The sequence below is a fragment of the Pseudomonadota bacterium genome, from assembly GCA_013285445.1.
Taxonomy (GTDB): domain Bacteria; phylum Pseudomonadota; class Gammaproteobacteria; order Xanthomonadales; family Wenzhouxiangellaceae; genus Wenzhouxiangella.
On the sequence record CP053448.1, the window covers coordinates 1,256,754 to 1,274,487 of the forward strand.

Annotated in this window: 18 protein-coding genes; 7 read left to right on the forward strand and 11 right to left on the reverse strand. The window is 63.4% G+C overall.

Translation table 11 applies throughout. The annotated features are described in order from the left end of the window. Positions 1-57: 57 nt before the first annotated feature. On the reverse strand, positions 58-2,241 hold the full coding sequence (locus HND55_05690; protein ID QKK02192.1) for a TonB-dependent receptor: 2,184 nt from the start codon (positions 2,239-2,241) through the stop codon (positions 58-60). Between the two features lie 208 nt (positions 2,242-2,449). Here HND55_05690 and HND55_05695 point away from each other — a divergent pair, with 208 nt between their 5' ends. Both HND55_05695 and HND55_05700 read left to right on the forward strand, forming a co-directional pair. Beyond that, positions 2,450-3,730 carry a thiosulfate sulfurtransferase gene (locus HND55_05695; GenBank protein ID QKK02193.1) on the forward strand — a complete coding sequence of 427 codons (1,281 nt, stop codon included), beginning with the start codon at positions 2,450-2,452 and terminating at the stop codon, positions 3,728-3,730. 2 nt (positions 3,731-3,732) lie between these two features. Then, positions 3,733-4,140, forward strand: coding sequence for a SufE family protein (locus HND55_05700; protein QKK02194.1), 408 nt, complete (start codon positions 3,733-3,735; stop codon positions 4,138-4,140). A 39-nt stretch (positions 4,141-4,179) separates the two neighbouring features. On the opposite strand, the gene HND55_05705 is transcribed toward HND55_05700, so the two are convergent. From HND55_05705 to HND55_05725, 5 genes are all read right to left on the reverse strand, one after another. Then, positions 4,180-4,446, reverse strand: a complete 267-nt coding sequence (locus tag HND55_05705; GenBank protein ID QKK02195.1) for a hypothetical protein — start codon at positions 4,444-4,446, stop codon at positions 4,180-4,182. 79 nt (positions 4,447-4,525) lie between these two features. Then, positions 4,526-5,488, reverse strand: a complete 963-nt coding sequence (locus HND55_05710) for a hypothetical protein (GenBank protein QKK02196.1) — start codon at positions 5,486-5,488, stop codon at positions 4,526-4,528. Beyond that, a complete protein-coding gene (locus tag HND55_05715) occupies positions 5,485-6,369 on the reverse strand; it encodes an ABC transporter ATP-binding protein (GenBank protein ID QKK02197.1) in 885 nt (294 codons plus the stop codon). The genes HND55_05710 and HND55_05715 overlap by 4 nt, the downstream gene beginning before the upstream one ends. Further along, a complete protein-coding gene (locus HND55_05720; protein ID QKK04011.1) occupies positions 6,366-6,737 on the reverse strand; it encodes a GntR family transcriptional regulator in 372 nt (123 codons plus the stop codon). The genes HND55_05715 and HND55_05720 overlap by 4 nt, the downstream gene beginning before the upstream one ends. Then, on the reverse strand, positions 6,737-7,015 hold the full coding sequence (locus HND55_05725; GenBank protein QKK02198.1) for a hypothetical protein: 279 nt from the start codon (positions 7,013-7,015) through the stop codon (positions 6,737-6,739). Before HND55_05725 ends, HND55_05720 begins: the two co-directional genes overlap by 1 nt. A gap of 207 nt (positions 7,016-7,222) precedes the next feature. On the opposite strand from HND55_05725, the gene HND55_05730 reads away from it, so the two are divergent. Together HND55_05730 and HND55_05735 are read left to right on the forward strand one after the other, a co-directional pair. Then, the gene (locus HND55_05730; GenBank protein ID QKK02199.1) at positions 7,223-7,915 is read left to right on the forward strand and encodes an FKBP-type peptidyl-prolyl cis-trans isomerase; all 693 of its coding nucleotides are present in this window, start codon (positions 7,223-7,225) and stop codon (positions 7,913-7,915) included. A 35-nt stretch (positions 7,916-7,950) separates the two neighbouring features. Then, the gene (locus tag HND55_05735) at positions 7,951-8,550 is read left to right on the forward strand and encodes a DUF2058 family protein (protein QKK02200.1); all 600 of its coding nucleotides are present in this window, start codon (positions 7,951-7,953) and stop codon (positions 8,548-8,550) included. A gap of 343 nt (positions 8,551-8,893) precedes the next feature. On the opposite strand, the gene metH is transcribed toward HND55_05735, so the two are convergent. From metH to gloB, 4 genes are all read right to left on the reverse strand, one after another. Continuing rightward, on the reverse strand, positions 8,894-11,572 hold the full coding sequence (gene metH / locus HND55_05740; protein ID QKK02201.1) for a methionine synthase: 2,679 nt from the start codon (positions 11,570-11,572) through the stop codon (positions 8,894-8,896). Then, complete coding sequence (locus HND55_05745; protein ID QKK02202.1) at positions 11,569-12,606, reverse strand: 5-methyltetrahydrofolate--homocysteine methyltransferase; 1,038 nt, start codon at positions 12,604-12,606, stop codon at positions 11,569-11,571. Before HND55_05745 ends, metH begins: the two co-directional genes overlap by 4 nt. Beyond that, on the reverse strand, positions 12,603-13,532 hold the full coding sequence (locus HND55_05750; GenBank protein QKK04012.1) for a metalloregulator ArsR/SmtB family transcription factor: 930 nt from the start codon (positions 13,530-13,532) through the stop codon (positions 12,603-12,605). The genes HND55_05745 and HND55_05750 overlap by 4 nt, the downstream gene beginning before the upstream one ends. 148 nt (positions 13,533-13,680) lie before the next feature. Then, positions 13,681-14,436 (reverse strand): hydroxyacylglutathione hydrolase, encoded by a 756-nt coding sequence (gene gloB / locus HND55_05755; GenBank protein QKK04013.1) that lies wholly within the window; start codon positions 14,434-14,436, stop codon positions 13,681-13,683. A 71-nt stretch (positions 14,437-14,507) separates the two neighbouring features. On the opposite strand from gloB, the gene HND55_05760 reads away from it, so the two are divergent. Genes HND55_05760 through dnaQ form a run of 3 tightly spaced genes read left to right on the forward strand, consistent with a single transcriptional unit; the run spans position 14,508 to position 16,256 of the window. Then, on the forward strand, positions 14,508-15,107 hold the full coding sequence (locus HND55_05760; protein ID QKK02203.1) for a class I SAM-dependent methyltransferase: 600 nt from the start codon (positions 14,508-14,510) through the stop codon (positions 15,105-15,107). Beyond that, positions 15,104-15,544, forward strand: a complete 441-nt coding sequence (gene rnhA, locus HND55_05765; GenBank protein ID QKK02204.1) for a ribonuclease HI — start codon at positions 15,104-15,106, stop codon at positions 15,542-15,544. Before HND55_05760 ends, rnhA begins: the two co-directional genes overlap by 4 nt. A gap of 10 nt (positions 15,545-15,554) precedes the next feature. Then, the gene (gene dnaQ / locus HND55_05770) at positions 15,555-16,256 is read left to right on the forward strand and encodes a DNA polymerase III subunit epsilon (protein QKK02205.1); all 702 of its coding nucleotides are present in this window, start codon (positions 15,555-15,557) and stop codon (positions 16,254-16,256) included. A gap of 31 nt (positions 16,257-16,287) precedes the next feature. On the opposite strand, the gene mltF is transcribed toward dnaQ, so the two are convergent. After that, positions 16,288-17,712 carry a membrane-bound lytic murein transglycosylase MltF gene (mltF, locus tag HND55_05775; protein QKK02206.1) on the reverse strand — a complete coding sequence of 475 codons (1,425 nt, stop codon included), beginning with the start codon at positions 17,710-17,712 and terminating at the stop codon, positions 16,288-16,290. Between the last annotated feature and the right edge of the window lie 22 nt (positions 17,713-17,734).

Below are 17,734 nucleotides of genomic sequence, written 5' to 3' on the forward strand. Positions count from 1 at the left end.
GTCAACGGTCAGCGCGGGCCGGTGCGTGACCGGCCCGCGTCGAGCCCGTCTGCGGGGTCAGAAACTGTAGTCGATTCCGAGCATCGCCGTGCGGGGCTTGTTCGGGCGGGCGCCGTGTGGCGACCGCGCGATGATGACCTGGCGATCGAAGATGTTGTCGACCTTGACGAATAGACTGGCTGATTGACTGATCGCATAGCGAGAGATCCAGTCCATGGTGAACAGCGATTCGGTGCTCGAGAACGGATTGTCACCGCGGTTGCAGCCGACCTGAACACAGGTCGAGCCCATGTATTTGGCAATGAAGTGGTTGTCCCAGCCGCTGGCGTGCTCGAAGGCCAGGCGCATACTGAACAGGTTTTCCGGGATATCGGCCAGATCATCGCCATCGATGACGCCGGTAACCGGGTTGTCGTCGCTGATTTCGGCCTGGGTCCAGGTGTAGTTGAAGTGCAGCGGAATGCGCAGGGTATCGGTACGCCACTCATTGGCGAGCTGGAATTCGAGCCCGCCGACTTGCGCTTCACCGGTCACGAATGAACCTGAAGTAGCGCCGTTGCTGCAGGGCTTGGCGATCGAGCAAACCTCGGCCTGGTTGTCGAAGTCGCTGAAGAAGCCAACCAGCTCGACAAACAGCGCATCGCGACCGTAGCGAAAGCCAAGCTCATAGTTAGTGCTGGTTTCGGGCTTGTCGGTTTCCCTGGCGCCACCACCAAGCGGCGAAAAGCCGTGATGCACGCCGGCGAGCAGCTGGTAGCTGCGGTTGATATCCCAGGTCAGGGAAGCGCCCGGCAACAGCTCACTGGCCGAGCTCGAGCGCCGTGAGGGTTCGTCGGAACGGTCCGGTGTGTCGAACTGCTTGCGGAAGGTGTCGGCATTCTCGTAGCGCAGCGCCAGATCAAGGCGGAAATCCGGCGTCACCTGCCACTGGTCCAGGGCCCAGAACGAGACGGCATCGGCACCTTCCAGGCGGTTGTTGCCGCCGGTGGGCGGAATGATCTCCTGGAACACCAGGCTGCCGTTGATCTGATCGTAGACCTCGACCTCCTGGAATCGGTCCATGTCGTCACTGTGGCTGCGCCCGCCGATCTGGAAGCGGTGCTTGCCGATGGCGGCGCTGAGGTTGAGCTCGATGCCTTCGGAGGTGTAGGCACGATTGCCGTGCGTATAGCCGAGATCGTCAAGATCCTGTTGCCCGTGCAGGATGGCCAGTGCATCGGTATCGCCGGCATTGGCTGCGTTGATCAGTGAATTGAGGCTGGTCTTGAACCAGTCACGATCGAACTCGTTGCGGTAGCCCAGTGCCGTCATGGAAACCGTATCGGTCAGGTCGAAATCCCAGGTTGCCAAGTAACCCTGGTGGTCGTTGCGCATCTGGTCGATCTCTGACAAACCGTAGCGCCGGTTCGGGTCGCGTTCGAAGTCGGCGTCGGTCAGGCCGGCATAGGTCTCGTTGGAGACCTGGTCGGAATACTGCGCCTTGAACAGCAGGCTCTGACGTTCGCCGGTCCAGCCGAACTTGGCGATGTAGCTCTCGATGTCGAAGCCGGCGTCACGATTGCTTCGATCGATGTCCTTGAAGCCGGCGCTGTGGCGGCGAACCGCATCGACCAGCCAGCCGAAGTTGCCGCTGCGGCCACCGTACCAGGCGTGCGTGTTGTGCTCGCTGTGTTCGCCAAGTGTGGTGATGACACGACCGCTGTTTTCGGCCGGGATGGGGGTGGTCACCAGGTTGATGACACCGCCGGTCGTCTGCGGGCCGTAGCGCAGAAGTGGCGCGCCCTTGAGCACTTCGATGGCATGCATCTGGAAGGCCTCGGGAAAGTAATAGGCGGCCGGATTGGAATACGGCGCCGGAGCGATCAGCACACCGTCCTCCATCAGCGTGACCTTGCTCGAGCGCCCGCCGGCAGCGGCCCGGATGCCGATGTTGGGTCGCAGACCCTGACCTTCTTCCTCTCGAATGTAGACCCCCGGCACGGTCTTGAGCAGCTGATTGATGTCGGGCTGGGCCTCGATCCGCATGCGCTCAGGATCGATAACGGCACCGGTCCCCGAGACCCGGCGGGCGTCCTCGCTGCTGCCGATAATGCGCAGGCTTTGGAGTATCGTCATCCACCTATCGCGCGTTTCCCCGGCTGATTCGAGCGACTGCTCTTCTTTCGCGTCAGTTTGGTTTTCCTGTGCGACCACGCCGCCGGCAAGCGCCAGCGAAACGGCTATCGCAATGACAGATTTCATGGAGTGTTTCCCTGTTGATGAAGTTTGAATGGGTCGAAAGCCCATCATTGTAAACCGCAATGATTCGTATTTGAAGTACGTTTTGCAGCCGCGCGCAACGAGCCGGTCGAGTTCTTCGCTGCCTTCATCTCGAAACGGCGGTCTGGTACAGTCCGCACTCTGATTTCCAACCCGGGCCGGGCTGGGCCCGTAAAGGCAGACTGACCTGATGAGTACCGCGTTCGAGAGCGTTTCAACCGCGCAGATGGTCGACTGCGTCGATCAAGGCGAGGCTACCCTGATTGACGTGCGCCCGATCGACGCCTATAACGGCTGGCCGCAACCCGGACAGCGGCGGGGCGGTCATCTGCCCGGGGCGCGCACGCTGCCAGCGCACTGGGCTGACTACATCGACTGGATCGAGATCGTGCGTGACAAGGGTCTGGCGCCGGAGCAACCGCTGATTATTTATGGCGCCGACGATGGTGATGTCGACCGGGTCGCCAGCCAGTTTCGCCGCGCCGGATTCGATCGCGTGTCTGTCTACCGGCACTTCGCCGACCAGTGGTGTGAGCGAGACGAGTTGCCGTTGGCGACGATGCCCCGGTATCGCTATCTGGTCTCGCCCCACTGGCTGGCCGACCGCCAGCAGGCAGATGATCGAAGCGTCGTCGTCTGCCATTGCCACTATCGCAATCCCGGCGACTACGACCAGGGTCATGTGCCCGGAGCGCTCGCGCTCGACACCAACTGGCTGGAGTCCGCTGAGACCTGGAATCGGCGCAACCCGACGGAACTGCGCGCCGTGCTGGAGCGCCTCGGAATCAGGGTCGACTCGACCGTGGTGCTCTACGGCCGGTTTTCGCATCCGCGCAACAGCGATCCGTTCCCGGGCAGCAGTGCCGGCCATCTTGGCGCCTTTCGCTGTGCCTTCATCCTGATGTATGCCGGGGTGCGCGACGTGCGCATGCTCAACGGCGGCATGCAGGGCTGGCAGGATGCCGGTATGCCGGTCAGCACCGATGCGGTCGAACCTGAGCAGGCGGTCGACTTTGGCGCCGAGATTCCGGGCCGGCCGGAACTGGCCGTTGATGTGCCCGAGGCCAGGCTGATGCTGGCGGCCGATGATGCCAATCTGGTCTGCGTGCGCAGCTATCCCGAGCTGATCGGCGAGGTCAGCGGCTACAACTACATCGAAAAGAAGGGGCGCATCCCGGGCGCGGTGTTCGCCAACTGCGGCAGCGACGCCTATCACATGGAAAACTACCGCAACCTGGACCACACGACGCGCGAATACGCCGAAGTCGAGGCGGAATGGCGGCGTCTGGGCATCACGCCCGACCGGCACAACGCCTTTTACTGCGGCACCGGCTGGCGCGGCAGCGAAGCGTTCTTCAACGCCTGGCTGCTGGGTTGGAATCAAATTGCAGTATTTGATGGTGGCTGGTTCGAGTGGAGCAGTGACCCGTCCAATCCGGTCGAAACCGGTATTCCCGAAGCGATGGCCTGAGCATGAAAGCGATCCAGAATACGATCGTCGAGGAGATGAACGCGCTTGATGACTGGATGGACAAGTACGACTACATCATTGCCCAGGGGCGCGATTTGCGCTGTGCCGATGAAGCGATCCGCAGCGACCAGTATGCGCTGGCAGGCTGTCAGAGCCAGGTCTGGATTCGCGCCGAGTGCCGCGACGGGGCGATGCGCTATATGGCCGACAGCGACGCCCAGATCACGCGTGGGCTGATCGCCCTGCTTTTGCGTATCGTCAACGGTCAGTCGCCGAAGCGTGTCGCCGAAGCCGATTTTTTCTTTATCGAACGAACCGGACTGGATCGTCACCTGTCGCCGGCCCGTGGCGACGGTCTGGCGGCGATTATCAGCGAGCTCAAGCGCTACGCGCGGCAGAAGGGCGCGTGACGATCAATCCGGCGACATCGTAGCGGACCTTCAGCCGGATCAATGGTGGTCCGAGCGCCGCCAGACCCGGCGCTGCCAGGCCATCCAGGTCGCCAGCGCGAGCACGGCGAGCCCCGGCGCCCACTGCCGGACGTCACCGAAGCGGTAGCTGCCGACCAGCACCAGCACGCAGCCCAGACCGCTGGCGCACGAGATCAGCAGCGGGTGGCGGCGCGGCAGCCCGATCCGATGACAGGCTGCAGTGACGATGAACGCGAGCGGCGCCAGGCCTGCGATCAGCAGTCCGGTACCAGTGAGGGCCGGCATGGTACCTGCGACCAGGACGGCGAATCCGCTCAAGGCCGTCGCGGCCAGTATCAGGCAGGCGAGCAGGGTCACCGCTTGTTCAGCTATCGGTTGCGCGTCCGCGAAACCAGACTGCGCCGGCGAGCAGGATCAGCGCGATCCCGATGCCGATCCACATCTCGACCCGAGCCAGATAGCTGAGAACGTTCGGCAGACTCATGAACACCTCCTCACCGAACTGAAAATCGCTGAAGTCGCTTTGAGTGCCCACCACCCGGCCCTCGATGCTGTTCGGCATGATGCCGGTGCCGAGACGCTTGAGGATGATGTAGCCGATATTGAAATCGGGCAGTTTGAACACGCTCAGCAGGCTCCAGACATGCTGGACGAGAGCGATCGTGGCCGGAATGGTCACCGCAACCAGGATTGGCACACGGGGCGCCCAGGATGAACAGAACACCAGCCAGGCATAGATGGGCAGCAGCCACAGCGCCTGGACGATCAGTCCAACGGCCATCACGAACCACATCTTTGGCAGGGATGCCGGCAGCCAGAAGGCGCTGAACGGATTGATGCCTGCCGCCAGGCCAAACAGGCTGGCAATGATCAGCAACGCCAGTTGGGTGGCGATAACCGCGGCCAGGTAGATCGCCGGGGCGAGCAGACAGGCCGTCAGGATCTTCGAGGTAACGGTCAGGGTGTCGGATACGGGCAGTGACTTCCAGAACAGGATGGAGCGGTCCTTGCGGTCGTCGTAGAGACAGCTGGACAGATAAAACAGCAGAATCAGCACCATCAGCTGGAAATAAATCACCGACGAGGCAAACAGCGAACCACTGACAACCATTCTGCGCTGGTCAATCGGGCTGTCGGCAAACAGGCGAATGGCATCGAGGGTGTAGGTCATTTCGTTGTCGAACTTCGACCCGAGCGCCAGAGCAAACAGCACGAAGAACAGCGTCAGCGCAAAAATCACGATCGGCGTCCACTTGAATGCGCCCGGGCCTTCCCAGAACTCCCGGCGCAGCAGCGACCACAGCACGACAGGCCAGCGCGCGTTCATGCCGCGGCCTCCGCGGCGGGATTGCCGCTTGCTTCATCACCCATCAGCGCAACGAACAGGTCGGCCACGCTGGGTCGGTGGATTTCCCCGAGCTCCGCGAGCTTCGACCGATCGGCTTCGTCATACAGAAAGATATGGCGGCCGAACAGGATTCGTTCGTGCAGCGGGCCGAGCTGACGTGCCTGCTCGACCTGGCCAGGCTTGACCATCACTTCGGTATAGCGCTCGTAGACATCATCCATGGTGGCATTGAGCACCAGCTTGCCGTCCTTGATGAACAGCAGATCGGTCAGGATATGCTCGACCTCCTCGACCTGGTGAGTGGTGATCAGAATGGTGCGCTCCTCGTCGAAGTATTCGTTGAGCAGGTTCGAATAAAAACGTTTTCTGAACAGGATGTCGAGCCCCAGGGTGGGTTCGTCAAGCACCAGCAGTTTGGCGTCGATCGCCATGACCAGGGCCAGGTGTAGCTGCACGACCATGCCTTTGGAAAGCGCCTTGACGCGGCTTTTGAGCTGGATTTTGGTGTTCTCCAGGTAATGCATGCACTGCTCGCGGGAGAATCGGGGATGCAGTTTCTCGGTCAGCTCGATGACTTGCCATACCCGCGCCCAGCGCGGCAGAACCGCTACGTCGGCGATAAAGCACACATCATGCATCAATCGGTCCCGCTGCCGGTCGGGGCGCAGCCCGAGCACCTCCAGTTCGCCCTGGAAGCGGCTCAGTCCGAGTATGGCCTTGAGCGCCGTGGTCTTGCCGGCGCCGTTCGGCCCGATCAGGCCGACGATGCGTCCGGCCGGAATGTCGAGGTCAATGCCGTCGACGGCGCGATTGCGGCCAAAATGCCGTACCAGGTTTCGCGCTCGAATGGTTGGCATCATTGCGGTTTCTCCCTGTTCTTGCTGCGTTTGATCAGATCATCGAGACTCAGGCCCAGCTGCTCGATGCGCTCGGCCAGTCGCGGCCACTCCTCTTCGAGAAAACGCGCGCGTTCGCTTTCAAGCAGCTGCCGCCGCGCTCCACTTCGCACGAACATGCCGACGCCGCGACGCTTCTCGACCAGGTTGTCATCGACCAGGGACTGATAGGCCTTCGAGACGGTCAGCGGGTTGATCTGGAAGTCGACGGCAACCTGTCGCACCGAAGGCAACGGCTGGCCTTCCGGCAGCGTGCCATCGAGAATGGCGGCTACGGTGCGCTCACGCAACTGCCAGTATATCGGCTGGTTATCGTCCCAGCGCGCCTCAATCATTGGCGCCCCGGCCCGGCAAACCAGGGCAGCAGCGACAGCGAATAATCGGGTTGGCCCCGTTTGTCGGGCGGGATGTCCGGCTTCTCGGCCATCGGGCCTGGATCGACTGCCGGCACGGATTGTTCCACTGACGGTGCCGCATCATGCCCGGTGCTCAGTCGGTCTTCACGCTCGACCTGCTCGACGGTGAACGACAGGATCAGACAAATCGAGGCGGCAACAAGGGCAACCCGGTGCGGGATGTGCATTGTGCGGTGTTTGACGATTGGCAACATGGCGTGCTCCTCGAATAGTCTGTCGTCTTGGTGTATTAGTCTAGTACAACACCACGACAGAGTCAACCCTCCCGAATTCGGCCGGCAGTCTACCCGCTGATTGGTTGGGGGCCGGTGAAGCATCTGTTAGACTGCACGTTTCTGGAACTCCTGGTCGACTGCTGTGGTCGACAACTCGCGATTCAATCACTCTGGATGGAGCATTCAATGAATATTGTTCGATTTCTTGCGGGCGGGCTGTTGACGGCCGCCATTGCAACGACCGCGCTGGCCGATGATCTGGAAACCCCGGAAGAGCGCTTGAGCTACACAATCGGCATGGATATTGGCAGTTCGCTGGCCGATCAGGGCCTGGAGCTCGACCTGGACCTGCTCATCGAGGCGCTGCGCGCCAGCTACCTTGGCGAGGAAACCCTCCTGACCGAAGAACAGGCGCTGGCCGAGCGCGACGCGTTCATGCAGCGCCGTCAGCAGCAGCTCGAAGAACAGCGTCAGGAAGATGCGGCACGAAATCTCGAAGCGGGTCAGGCCTTTCTGGCGCAGAATCGTGAGCGCGAAGGCGTGGTCGAGACCGAGTCGGGTCTGCAGTATCGCGTGATCGAGGAAGGTGACGGTGCCAGCCCGGCAGAAACCGATCGGGTCACGGTTCACTACAAGGGGACGCTGATCGACGGCACGCCGTTCGACAGTTCCTATGACCGGGGCGAGCCGGCAACCTTTGCCCTCAACCAGGTCATCCCCGGCTGGACGGAAGGCGTTCAGCTGATGAAGGAAGGCGCCAAGTACGAGTTCGTCATCCCGGCAGACCTGGCCTACGGCGAGCAGGGCCGGCCCGGTCCGATCGGTCCGAACTCCACGCTCGTGTTCGAAGTCGAGTTGCTGGAAATCAACGGCGAATAACCGGCCCGCCTGGCCAGTGCCTTGAGCTTTTAGTCATGGGATCATTGCAGGACGCCCTGCTCAAGGCGGGGCTGGCCGAGAAATCCGAATCGGTCGGGAAAAAGCAGCGCCGGAGCGCCGTCTCCGGCGCTCCCCGGCGTTCGGGTGGATCTCCGGAACGTTCGGTTTCCCACGGCAGGCCGTCGAAAGGTCGCAAGCGTGCAGGCCGTCCAGGCGGCGAGTCTTCCGACCTGGCGCGCGCCTACGCCGCTCGACGGCAGGCCGAGGTCCGCGAAAAGGAGCAGCTCAAGCAGCGCCGCGTGGCCGAGCAGGAAGCGCGGCGCAAGCGCAATCTGCAGCTCGACGAAATCATCCGTGGCAACACGCTCAATCGCAAGGATGCCGAAGTGCCGCGGTACTTCGAACACCTTGGCCGCATTCGTCGGGTGATGTGCACGCCGGAACAGCGCGAGCAGCTCAACAACGGTCAGATCGGCGTGGTCAACCTGCGCGGTTCCTACCTGCTCGTCTCCCCTGAAACGCTCGAGCAATATCGCGCCATCGCCCCGGATCTGGTGCCCGGGCTGGAAGGCCGCGAGGAACCGGAAGACGACGGCAGTCACTATCCGCCCGTGCCCGACGATCTGGTCTGGTAGGGGGGGGGCAGAGATCTCGTCCGTCGGGGACGCGGCCCCGACCTACGCGCGTGGTGGGACTGGTGGTCAAATCGCGCGTCGGGACGGGCCCCTGATCTCGTCCGTCGGGGACGCGGCCCCGACCTACGCGCGGAGTGGGACTGGTGGTCAAATCGCGCGTCGGGACGGGCCCCAGATCTCGTCCGTCGGGGACGCGGCCCCGACCTGCGCGTGGGGTGGGATTGGTGGTCGAAACGCTCGCCCGGACGGGCCCCGGATCCGTAGGTCGCGGTCGCATCCGCGACGAACCCATGATTCGGTCCCGCCACCCAACCGGTCGCGGTCGCATCCGCGACAAACGACCTCAGTAATCCAGATTCGGCCGCAGGAACTTTTCGGCCTGTTCCATGCTAATGCCCTTGCGCCTGGCGTAGTCCTCGACCTGGTCGCGTCCCAGCTTGCCGACCACGAAGTAGCGGCTTTCGGGATGCGCGAAATAATAGCCGCTGACCGCGGCCATCGGTTTCATGGCAAATCCCTCGGTCAGCGACACGCCGATCCTGTCGGTGACATCGAGCAGACGGAACAGCTTTTCCTTTTCGCTGTGGTCCGGGCATGCTGGATATCCGGGCGCCGGGCGAATGCCGTGATAGCGTTCGGCGATCAGGTCGTCGTTATCGAGCGCCTCATCGGCGGCGTAACCCCACAGCACCCGGCGCACCCTGGCGTGGAAGGCTTCGGCCAGCGCTTCGGCCAGGCGATCGGCCATCGACTGCAGCAGAATGCGACTGTAGTCGTCGGTTTTCGGAAACTGTTCGAGCGCGTCCTCCAGGCCAAGACCGGTGGTCACCGCAAACAGCCCGGCCCAGTCCTCGATGCCGCTATCGGCCGGCGCCACGAAGTCGGCCAGGCACAGGTTGGCGCGCGGCTTGTCGGCTTGCTGACGCAGCATGACCATGCGTTCTAGCACCGCATTACGCGACTCGTCGGTATAGAACAACACGTCGTCGCCGTCACGGGCGGCCGGCCAAAGCGCGCACATGGCGCGCGCTGTCAGCCATCTGTTTTCTACAATTTGCTCGAGCATTTGCCGGCCATCGGCGTAGAGCGTGCGCGCTGCCTCCCCGGCTTGCTCGTCGTTCAGGATGTCGGGGTAACGGCCCTTGATTTCCCAGGTCTGGAAAAAGGGCGTCCAGTCGATGTAGCGAACCAGATCGTCGAGTGGCCAGTCGTCGAACACGTGGACGCCCGGCTGGCGTGGACGCTGCGGCGCGGACGCATCGAAGTCCGGCTGGAACGCGTTTCTGCGTGCCTTGTCAATGTCAATCAGTCGCTTGCGCTGCCTGCCCTTGTTGCTGCGCTCCCGGTAGTTTTCGTAGTCGGAGCGGATCTCGGCTGCATAGCCGTCGCGGTGCTGCCTGCTCGACAGCTTGCGCACGACGTCGACCGATCGTGATGCATCCTTGACCCAGCAGACCGGGCCGTCGTAGCTGGGATCGATCTTCAGGGCGGTGTGAGCGCGCGAAGTGGTTGCGCCACCGATCAGCAGGGGCAGCTCGAACCTGGCCTCGTTCATGGCTTCGGCTACGTTGACCATTTCGTCGAGCGACGGCGTGATCAGCCCGGACAGGCCGATCATGTCGACCGCTTCCTTTTTCGCCTCCTCGAGAATCTTCTCGGCCGGGACCATCACGCCGAGGTCGTGCACGTCGAATCCGTTGCAGGCCAGAACCACGCCGACAATGTTCTTGCCAATATCGTGAACGTCGCCCTTGACCGTGGCCAGCAGCACCTTGCCCTTCTTCTCGCGCGTGGTCTGTTCGGCCTCCAGGTAGGGCACCAGATAGGCCACTGCCTTTTTCATCACGCGCGCCGACTTGACCACCTGCGGCAGAAACATCTTGCCGTCGCCAAACAGGTCGCCGACATGGTTCATGCCGTCCATCAGCGGCCCTTCGATCACTTCCAGCGAGCTGGACTGCTCCTGGCGGGCTTCTTCGGTGTCCTCGATGACGTACTTGTCGATGCCCTTGACCAGCGAGTACTTGAGGCGCTCGGCCACCGGCCGGTCACGCCACGCCTCGTCCTTTTCCTGCTGTTTCCCCTCACCCTTGTAGCGTTCGGCTGCCTCCAGCAAACGCTCGGTGGCATCATCACGGCGATTGAGCACGACGTCCTCGACCAGCTCGCGCAGTTCCGGGTCGATGTCGTCGTAGACCTCCAGCTGGCCGGCGTTGACGATACCCATGTCCATACCGGCCTTCGTGGCATGGTAGAGAAACACCGAGTGCATCGCTTCGCGCACCGGACTGTTGCCGCGAAAAGAGAACGAGAGGTTCGACACGCCGCCGGAGACATGGCAGTGCGGGAAGCGCTGCTTGAGCTGTCGGGTCGCCTCGATGAATTCGACGCCGTAGTTGTTATGCTCCTCGATGCCGGTGGCGACCGGAAAGATGTTCGGGTCGAAGATGATGTCTTCAGGCGGGTAGCCGGCTTTTTCGGTCAGCAGCCGGTAGGCCCGCGCCAGGCAGTCCACCATGTGTTCGGCGTTGTCGGCCTGGCCGTTTTCGTCGAATGCCATCACCACCACGGCTGCGCCGTAGCGGCGAATCCTGCGCGCCTGTTGCAAAAACTGTTCCTCGCCTTCCTTGAGGCTGATCGAGTTGACAATGCCCTTGCCCTGCAGGCAGCGCAGACCGGCCTCGATGATGTCCCACTTGGAAGAATCGATCATGACAGGCACGCGGGCGATTTCGGGCTCGGCGGCAATCAGCCGCAGGAATTCGACCATGGCCTGCTTTGACTCGAGCAGCCCTTCGTCCATGTTGATGTCGATGATCTGGGCGCCGTTCTCGACCTGCTGCTGGGCGACTTCGATCGCCTCCTCGTAGCGCTCCTCGGCAATCAGGCGCTTGAACCTGGCCGAGCCGGTCACGTTGGTGCGTTCGCCGACATTGACGAAGTTGATTTCCGGCGTAATGACCAGCGGCTCCAGGCCGCTCAACCGGGTGTGGCGCGAATGCTGGTTGCTTTCTTCGTTCATGCCGCTTTCTGCTTCTGGACGGGACGGGGGGACTGGCCATCAACTGCCTGTCTGATGGCTTTCAGGTGATCCGGTGTGGTGCCGCAGCAGCCACCGATGATGTTGACCAGACCATCGGCGGCATAGGTACTGACGATTCCGGCCATCTCTTCCGGGCTTTGATCGTACTCGCCGAATTCGTTGGGCAAGCCGGCGTTGGGGTGGGCACTGACCAGGCACTCGGCCACGCGTGACAGTGCCTTGACGTGCGGCTTGAGCTGATCGGCGCCCAGCGCGCAGTTGAATCCGACCGAAAACGGCTCGGCGTGGACAATCGAATAGTAAAAGGCCTCCGGTGTCTGGCCGGACAGCGTGCGGCCCGAGGCGTCGGTGATCGTGCCCGAAATCATCAGCGGCCAGCGTGCCTGGCGTCGCTCGAATTCCTCGTATACGGCATAGATGGCGGCCTTGGCGTTGAGGGTGTCGAAAATCGTTTCGATCATGATCAGGTCGGCGCCGCCGTCGAGCAGCCCGCGTACAGCCTCGGCATAGGCCTCGACAAGCGTTTCGAAATCGATGTTGCGGTAACCGGGATTGCTCACGTCTGGTGAGATCGACGCGGTCCGGTTGGTTGGCCCGACAACGCCGACAACATAGCGCGGGCGGCCCGTTTGTTCGGCTACCTCGTCGCAGGCCTGGCGGGCCAGTTTGGCGGCTTCGTGGTTGATTTCCCCGGACAGATTCTCCAGCGCATAGTCGGCCTGGCTGATGCGGTTGGCATTGAAGGTGTTGGTCTCGACCAGATCACAGCCGACGGCCAGGAACTGCTTGTGCAGCTCGACGATCAGCTCCGGGCGGGTCAGGGTCAGCAGGTCATTGTTGCCCTTGAGGTCGTGGGTGTGTCCGGCAAACCGCTCGGCGCGGAAGTCCGACTCGTCGAGTCCGGCCGCCTGGATCATGGTGCCCATGGCGCCGTCGAGCAGGAGAATGCGCTGTTCGAGCGCATCGCAGAGGGCGTCAACGCGCTCGGGATCGTGCCATTTCATTGCGGTCATGGTTTTCCTGCCAGTAGCGTGATGATTCTGAAATTCGGCGTTTTTCTTTCGATCGAGGTGACTTTGCAGAAGGCCACGGTCAGTCCGGCCGTGGCACAGAGCTCGGCCAGCCGGGCCGGCGCGAAACCGTTGTTGGCGTGGCCGAAGGTGCGGACCTGGCTGGTGTGGCGATGCCGGTGCAGGGTCGCGCCAACCAGCTGGCCGCCCGGCGCCAGCACCCGCGCCGCCTCGCCCAGGGCCTGCTGGGGACGGTCGCTGTAGGTCAGCGCGTGCATCATGAGCACGGTGTCGAAACTGCCGTCGGCAAAGGGCAGGGCATGCATGTCGCCGCGGTGAAAGTGCACGTGCTCGTGGGCGGCTACGCGCTCGCGACCGGCAACAACGACCTTTTCGGACAGGTCGATACAGTCAATGCGGCTGGCCCGGCGCGCCAGCAGTTCGCCCATCACGCCATCGCCGGAAGCGATATCAAGCACCCGACCCAGCGACAACAGCTGCACCAGGGCCCGTGTCGTGGCCTCCCAGGTGCGACCCGGGGAATAGTGCCGTTCCATGTCGCCCGCCACCGAGTCGGGCCAGTTGCGGCCGGTGGCCCGTTCGGCCAGGACGCCGGGTAGGGCCTCGGCATCGGTCGCGACCAGGCCGTCATCCAGGCTTTCGCGCAGCAATGCCCAAAGGCGATGCAGTTCGGGCTGCTCGTCGGGATTGCCGAGGCGATAGTAGACTGAAACGCCGTCGCGCCGGTCGACGACCAATCCGGCCTCCCGCAGTCGCGCCAGGTGCGTGGACACACGCGGCTGCGCCAGGCGCGTGATCTGCGCCAGCTCGGCCACGGTCAGCTCTTCCTGCTCGAGCAGCGCCAGCAGCCGCAGTCGCGTGGCATCGCCAAGCAGGCTGCAGTGGCGACCGACAAGGTCCAGATCGATAGCTATATCCTTTTATCGCGATTGAAAGATATTGTATAGCCTAGCGGCTTTCGAAGCGGCTTTCAAGCGATGCCGGCGTCCTGGTTCCGACCCGCCGGGGCAGAGAGACCGTGCGACTGGCCGCAGGCCGGGCCGCCCGGCCCGTCGTTCAGGTGGAGTCCTTCCAGCGGCGAATGGCGGCGAAAACCGCCGCCGGATCATCCCCGGTGCCCGGCTCGCGCTGGTTGGCGGCAGTGATGACCGTCGCTTCGCGCACTCGCAGAAAGGGGTTGATGGCGTTTTCCTGTTCGATCGTCGAGGGCAGCGTGATGCGCCGGGCCGCGCGCAGCCGGCGGGCTTCCTCGGCCCGCTGGCGCAGGCGTTCGTTTTCGGGTTCGACATTCAGCGCGAAGCGGCAGTTATCCAGCGTGTATTCGTGGGCGCAACACACCCGGGTGTCACCGGGCAGGGCAGCCAGCTGGTCGAGTGATTCCAGCATCTGTTCGGCCGTACCCTCGAACAGTCGACCGCACCCGGCCGAGAACAGCGTATCGCCACACAACAGCAGACGGTGGCCGTAAAAGGCGAGGTGAATGCTGGTGTGGCCGGGCACGCTGAGCACCTGGAAGTCGACGGCGGGCGCGGCGAGCCGGACGCGATCGCCTTCGGCCACGACACGGTCGATCTGCGGGATGCGCCCGTCTTCGGGCCCGTAGACGGGCACCGGGTGTGCGCCGACAATCCCGTCGATGCCGCCGGTGTGATCCCAGTGGTGGTGGGTGATCAGCACGGCCGTGAGCTGCAGGTTCCGGTCCGAAAGCCACTGCAGCGGGGCGTCAGCCTCGCCGGGATCGACCAGCAAGGCGTGTTCGTGGTCGTGCAGCGCCCAGACATAGTTGGTGTCCAGGACGGGAATGGCTTCGATGGCAGGCGGCAATTGGGCCTCCTTCTGGTATCCTTCAGCACGTGTCTGAGCTGCATTCTAACGCTGTTGTCATGCCGGCCGGCTTCGCCGCCCTGCAGCGCCTTGAAACCGGGCTGGTGCAGGCCGGATTCGGCGCCTTCAGGGTGCCCTGGCTGCTTGAAATGGCGCCAACGGCGAGTGCCTCCCCCGAACTGCCGCTGGAGCGCTGCCGCATTCTGGTCGACGCCAGTCGATGCCGCTGGCCGTTTGTCGCCGGGCTTGGTGAACTGCCGCTTGAGAACAACTCGGTGCCGGCGGCGCTGCTGCGCCATGTCTGGCAGCCGGGCATTCGCATCAACCCGCTCGACGAGATCGCCCGTGTGTTGCGGCCCGGCGGGATACTGGTCTCGGTAACTGCCAATCCGTGGCATCGCCTGGCCTGGCGCGAGCTCGGGCGGCACGCGCTGGGTTTGCCGAGCTGGCCGCAGCTCCAGGTCATGCATGCGCGTCGACATTTCGAGCTGGCGGTTCCGGCTGCAAGCCAGCTGCGCGGATTCGTGCCCGGTCTGACGCCGGTGCTGGTGCTGGTTGCGCGCAAGCCCTCCGAGCCGGCTCGAGTCGAGCCGATTCGCTTTCGTCAGCCGCGCATGGTGCGCGGGACCCCGGCGCTCAGCCAGTGCCGGGCGGCGTGAGCCAGACGGTGCACATCTGGACCGATGGTGCCTGCCTGGGCAATCCAGGACCGGGTGGCTGGGGTGTGCTGCTTCGCTGGAACGGCCAGGAGCGCGAACTGTCCGGCGGCGAGGCGGAGACCACCAACAATCGCATGGAACTGATGGCTGCAATCCAGGGGCTGGAATCCCTCAAACGCCCCTGCCGGGTGATTCTGACCACCGACTCCCAGTACGTCCGCAAGGGCATCACCGAGTGGATGGTCAACTGGAAGCGCAACGGCTGGAAGACGGCTTCAAAAAAGCCGGTCAAGAACGCCGGGCTCTGGCAACGTCTGGATCGGGCGCGGCAGCGTCACCAGGTGGCCTGGGACTGGGTCAAGGGTCATTCAGGCCACCCGGAAAACGAACGTGCCGACCAGCTGGCCAGCGAGGCCGCCAGGCGTCATGCGCGATAAAACCGAACCCATGCGCCAGATCATCCTTGATACCGAAACGACCGGCCTGGAACCCGAGGAAGGGCATCGCATCATCGAGATCGGTTGCCTGGAGATGAATGAACGCCGTCTGACCGGCCGCGATTATCACGTCTATCTCAATCCCGAGCGGGAGGTCGACGAAGGCGCCCTGGAGGTTCACGGCATCACCAACGCATTCCTGGCCGACAAGCCGCGGTTTGCCGATATCGTCGATGATTTTCTCGACTTCGTCCACGGCGCCGAGCTGGTCATTCATAACGCCGCCTTCGACGTCGGCTTCGTTAACGCCGAGCTGGCGCGGATCGGCCCGGATCGGCGCCTGGAAAACCATGTCCGCATCCTCGATACGCTGGCGCTCGCCCGCGAACTCCACCCGGGGCAACGCGTGAGCCTGGACGCATTGTGCAAGCGTTACGATGTCGACAATTCAGGGCGCGATCTGCATGGCGCGCTGCTCGACGCCGAGCTGCTCGCCGAGGTCTATCTGGCCATGACCGGTGGCCAGGTTGATCTGGTGCTGGAAGCGGATGCGCCAGAGGCCGGCCCGGCCTGTGATATCGGCGGGATCGATCCGGCGCGCCTGATCATCCAGCGCCCGAGCGAAAGCGAGCGGGCAGCACATCGCCAGCGCCTTGATGCCATCCGCGAGTCGGCCGGCTGCTGTATCTGGCTTGACCAGCTGCCGCCTTAGGACAGCCCCTTAATAGTTGCATCTAGTTGCATCAGAACTGGACCAGCACCGGGTGCTCGCGGCTTTCCAGCCACAGCAGGATCTCGTAGAAGGTGCGCACGTTCTCGACATACTGCACCGGCTCGTAGCCGCGCGCGTAGCCGAACCGGGTCTGCCGGTACCAGCGCTCCTGGGTCAGCAGCGGCAGGGCCTCGCGCACATCGACCCAGCGATCGGGGTTGCCGCCCCGGCGCTCGGTCAGCACGCGTGCGTCCTCGAGATGACCGAATCCGATGTTGTAGGCGGCCAGCGCCAGCCAGAGACGGTCGGGATAGTCGATCCGCTCGGGAACGCGCTCGAGCATCGAGGCCAGGTAGCGCGCGCCGCCATCGATACTTTGCTCTGGGTCGGTACGGTCTTCCACGCCCAGCTGCCGCGCCGTGCGCTGGGTGAGCATCATGATGCCGCGCACGCCCGTTCGCGAGACGGCTGCCGGATCCCAGTGCGACTCCTGGTAGCCAACCGCGGCAAGCAGGCGCCAGTCGAGCCCGTTACGGCGCGCAGCATCCTCGAACATCGGACGAAGACCGGGCAGGCGCTCGCGTACCTGGCGCATGAAGGTGAAGGTGCCGACCGGCTCGTAGTGATCAATGTGGCCGTAGTAGCGTTCATCGAGCCGGTCAATCAGCTTGTTTTCCCGCGTCATGGCGAAGAACTCGCGCATGCGCTGCACCAGGCTGTCGTCGTCGCTGCGCAGCGTGGCCCAGGCCAGCGGGTAGGGCTGACCGACCTCGAATGCGGGCCGGATTGCCGGGAAAAAGCGACGATTGAGCTCGAGAATGTTCGAGTCGATGATGGTGTAGTCGTATTCCTCGGCCGAAATCCCCTCGAAGATGTCCTCGATACTGGCGTGGGGCAGGATGTCGGGCTCGATTTCGACACTGGACGCGGCCAGCAGCGAGGGGTAGACCGTGCCATCAAGCAGGACCAAACGCCCGCCGGCCAGGTCCTCGAGCGAGCCCGGGCGCGGCGTGTCGCGCCGATAGACCACGGTGGGAACCACCCGCTGGTAGGGTGGGGCAAAACGCAGCTGCTGCTGGCGCCTCGGCGTCACGCTCAGATTGGCGCCGATGAAATCGCCCTCGTGGGCGGCCAACGCCGGAATCAGGTCGGCAATGGTCGCGACCGTGCGCACTTCCAGCGGAATTCCCAGGTAGCGCGCGAATTCCAGCGCCATGTCGTACTCGAAGCCGGTTTCGCCTTCCGCGCCCAGGTAATAGGTTGATGCGCCGTTGACGGTGAGCATGACCAGGCTGCCGCGAGCGCGGATCTTCTCGAGATCAGTCAGCGATTCCTCGCCCGAGGTGCTGGTCAGTGCAATGACCGCGGCGATCAGCAGCCAGCGGCCAAGCAGGCGCAGGCGACGCCATCCGGATTCGGGCACCGTCGGGTCGTGAACAATCCGGTTTGAAGGCATTTCGATCTGCTTGCGCCACGAT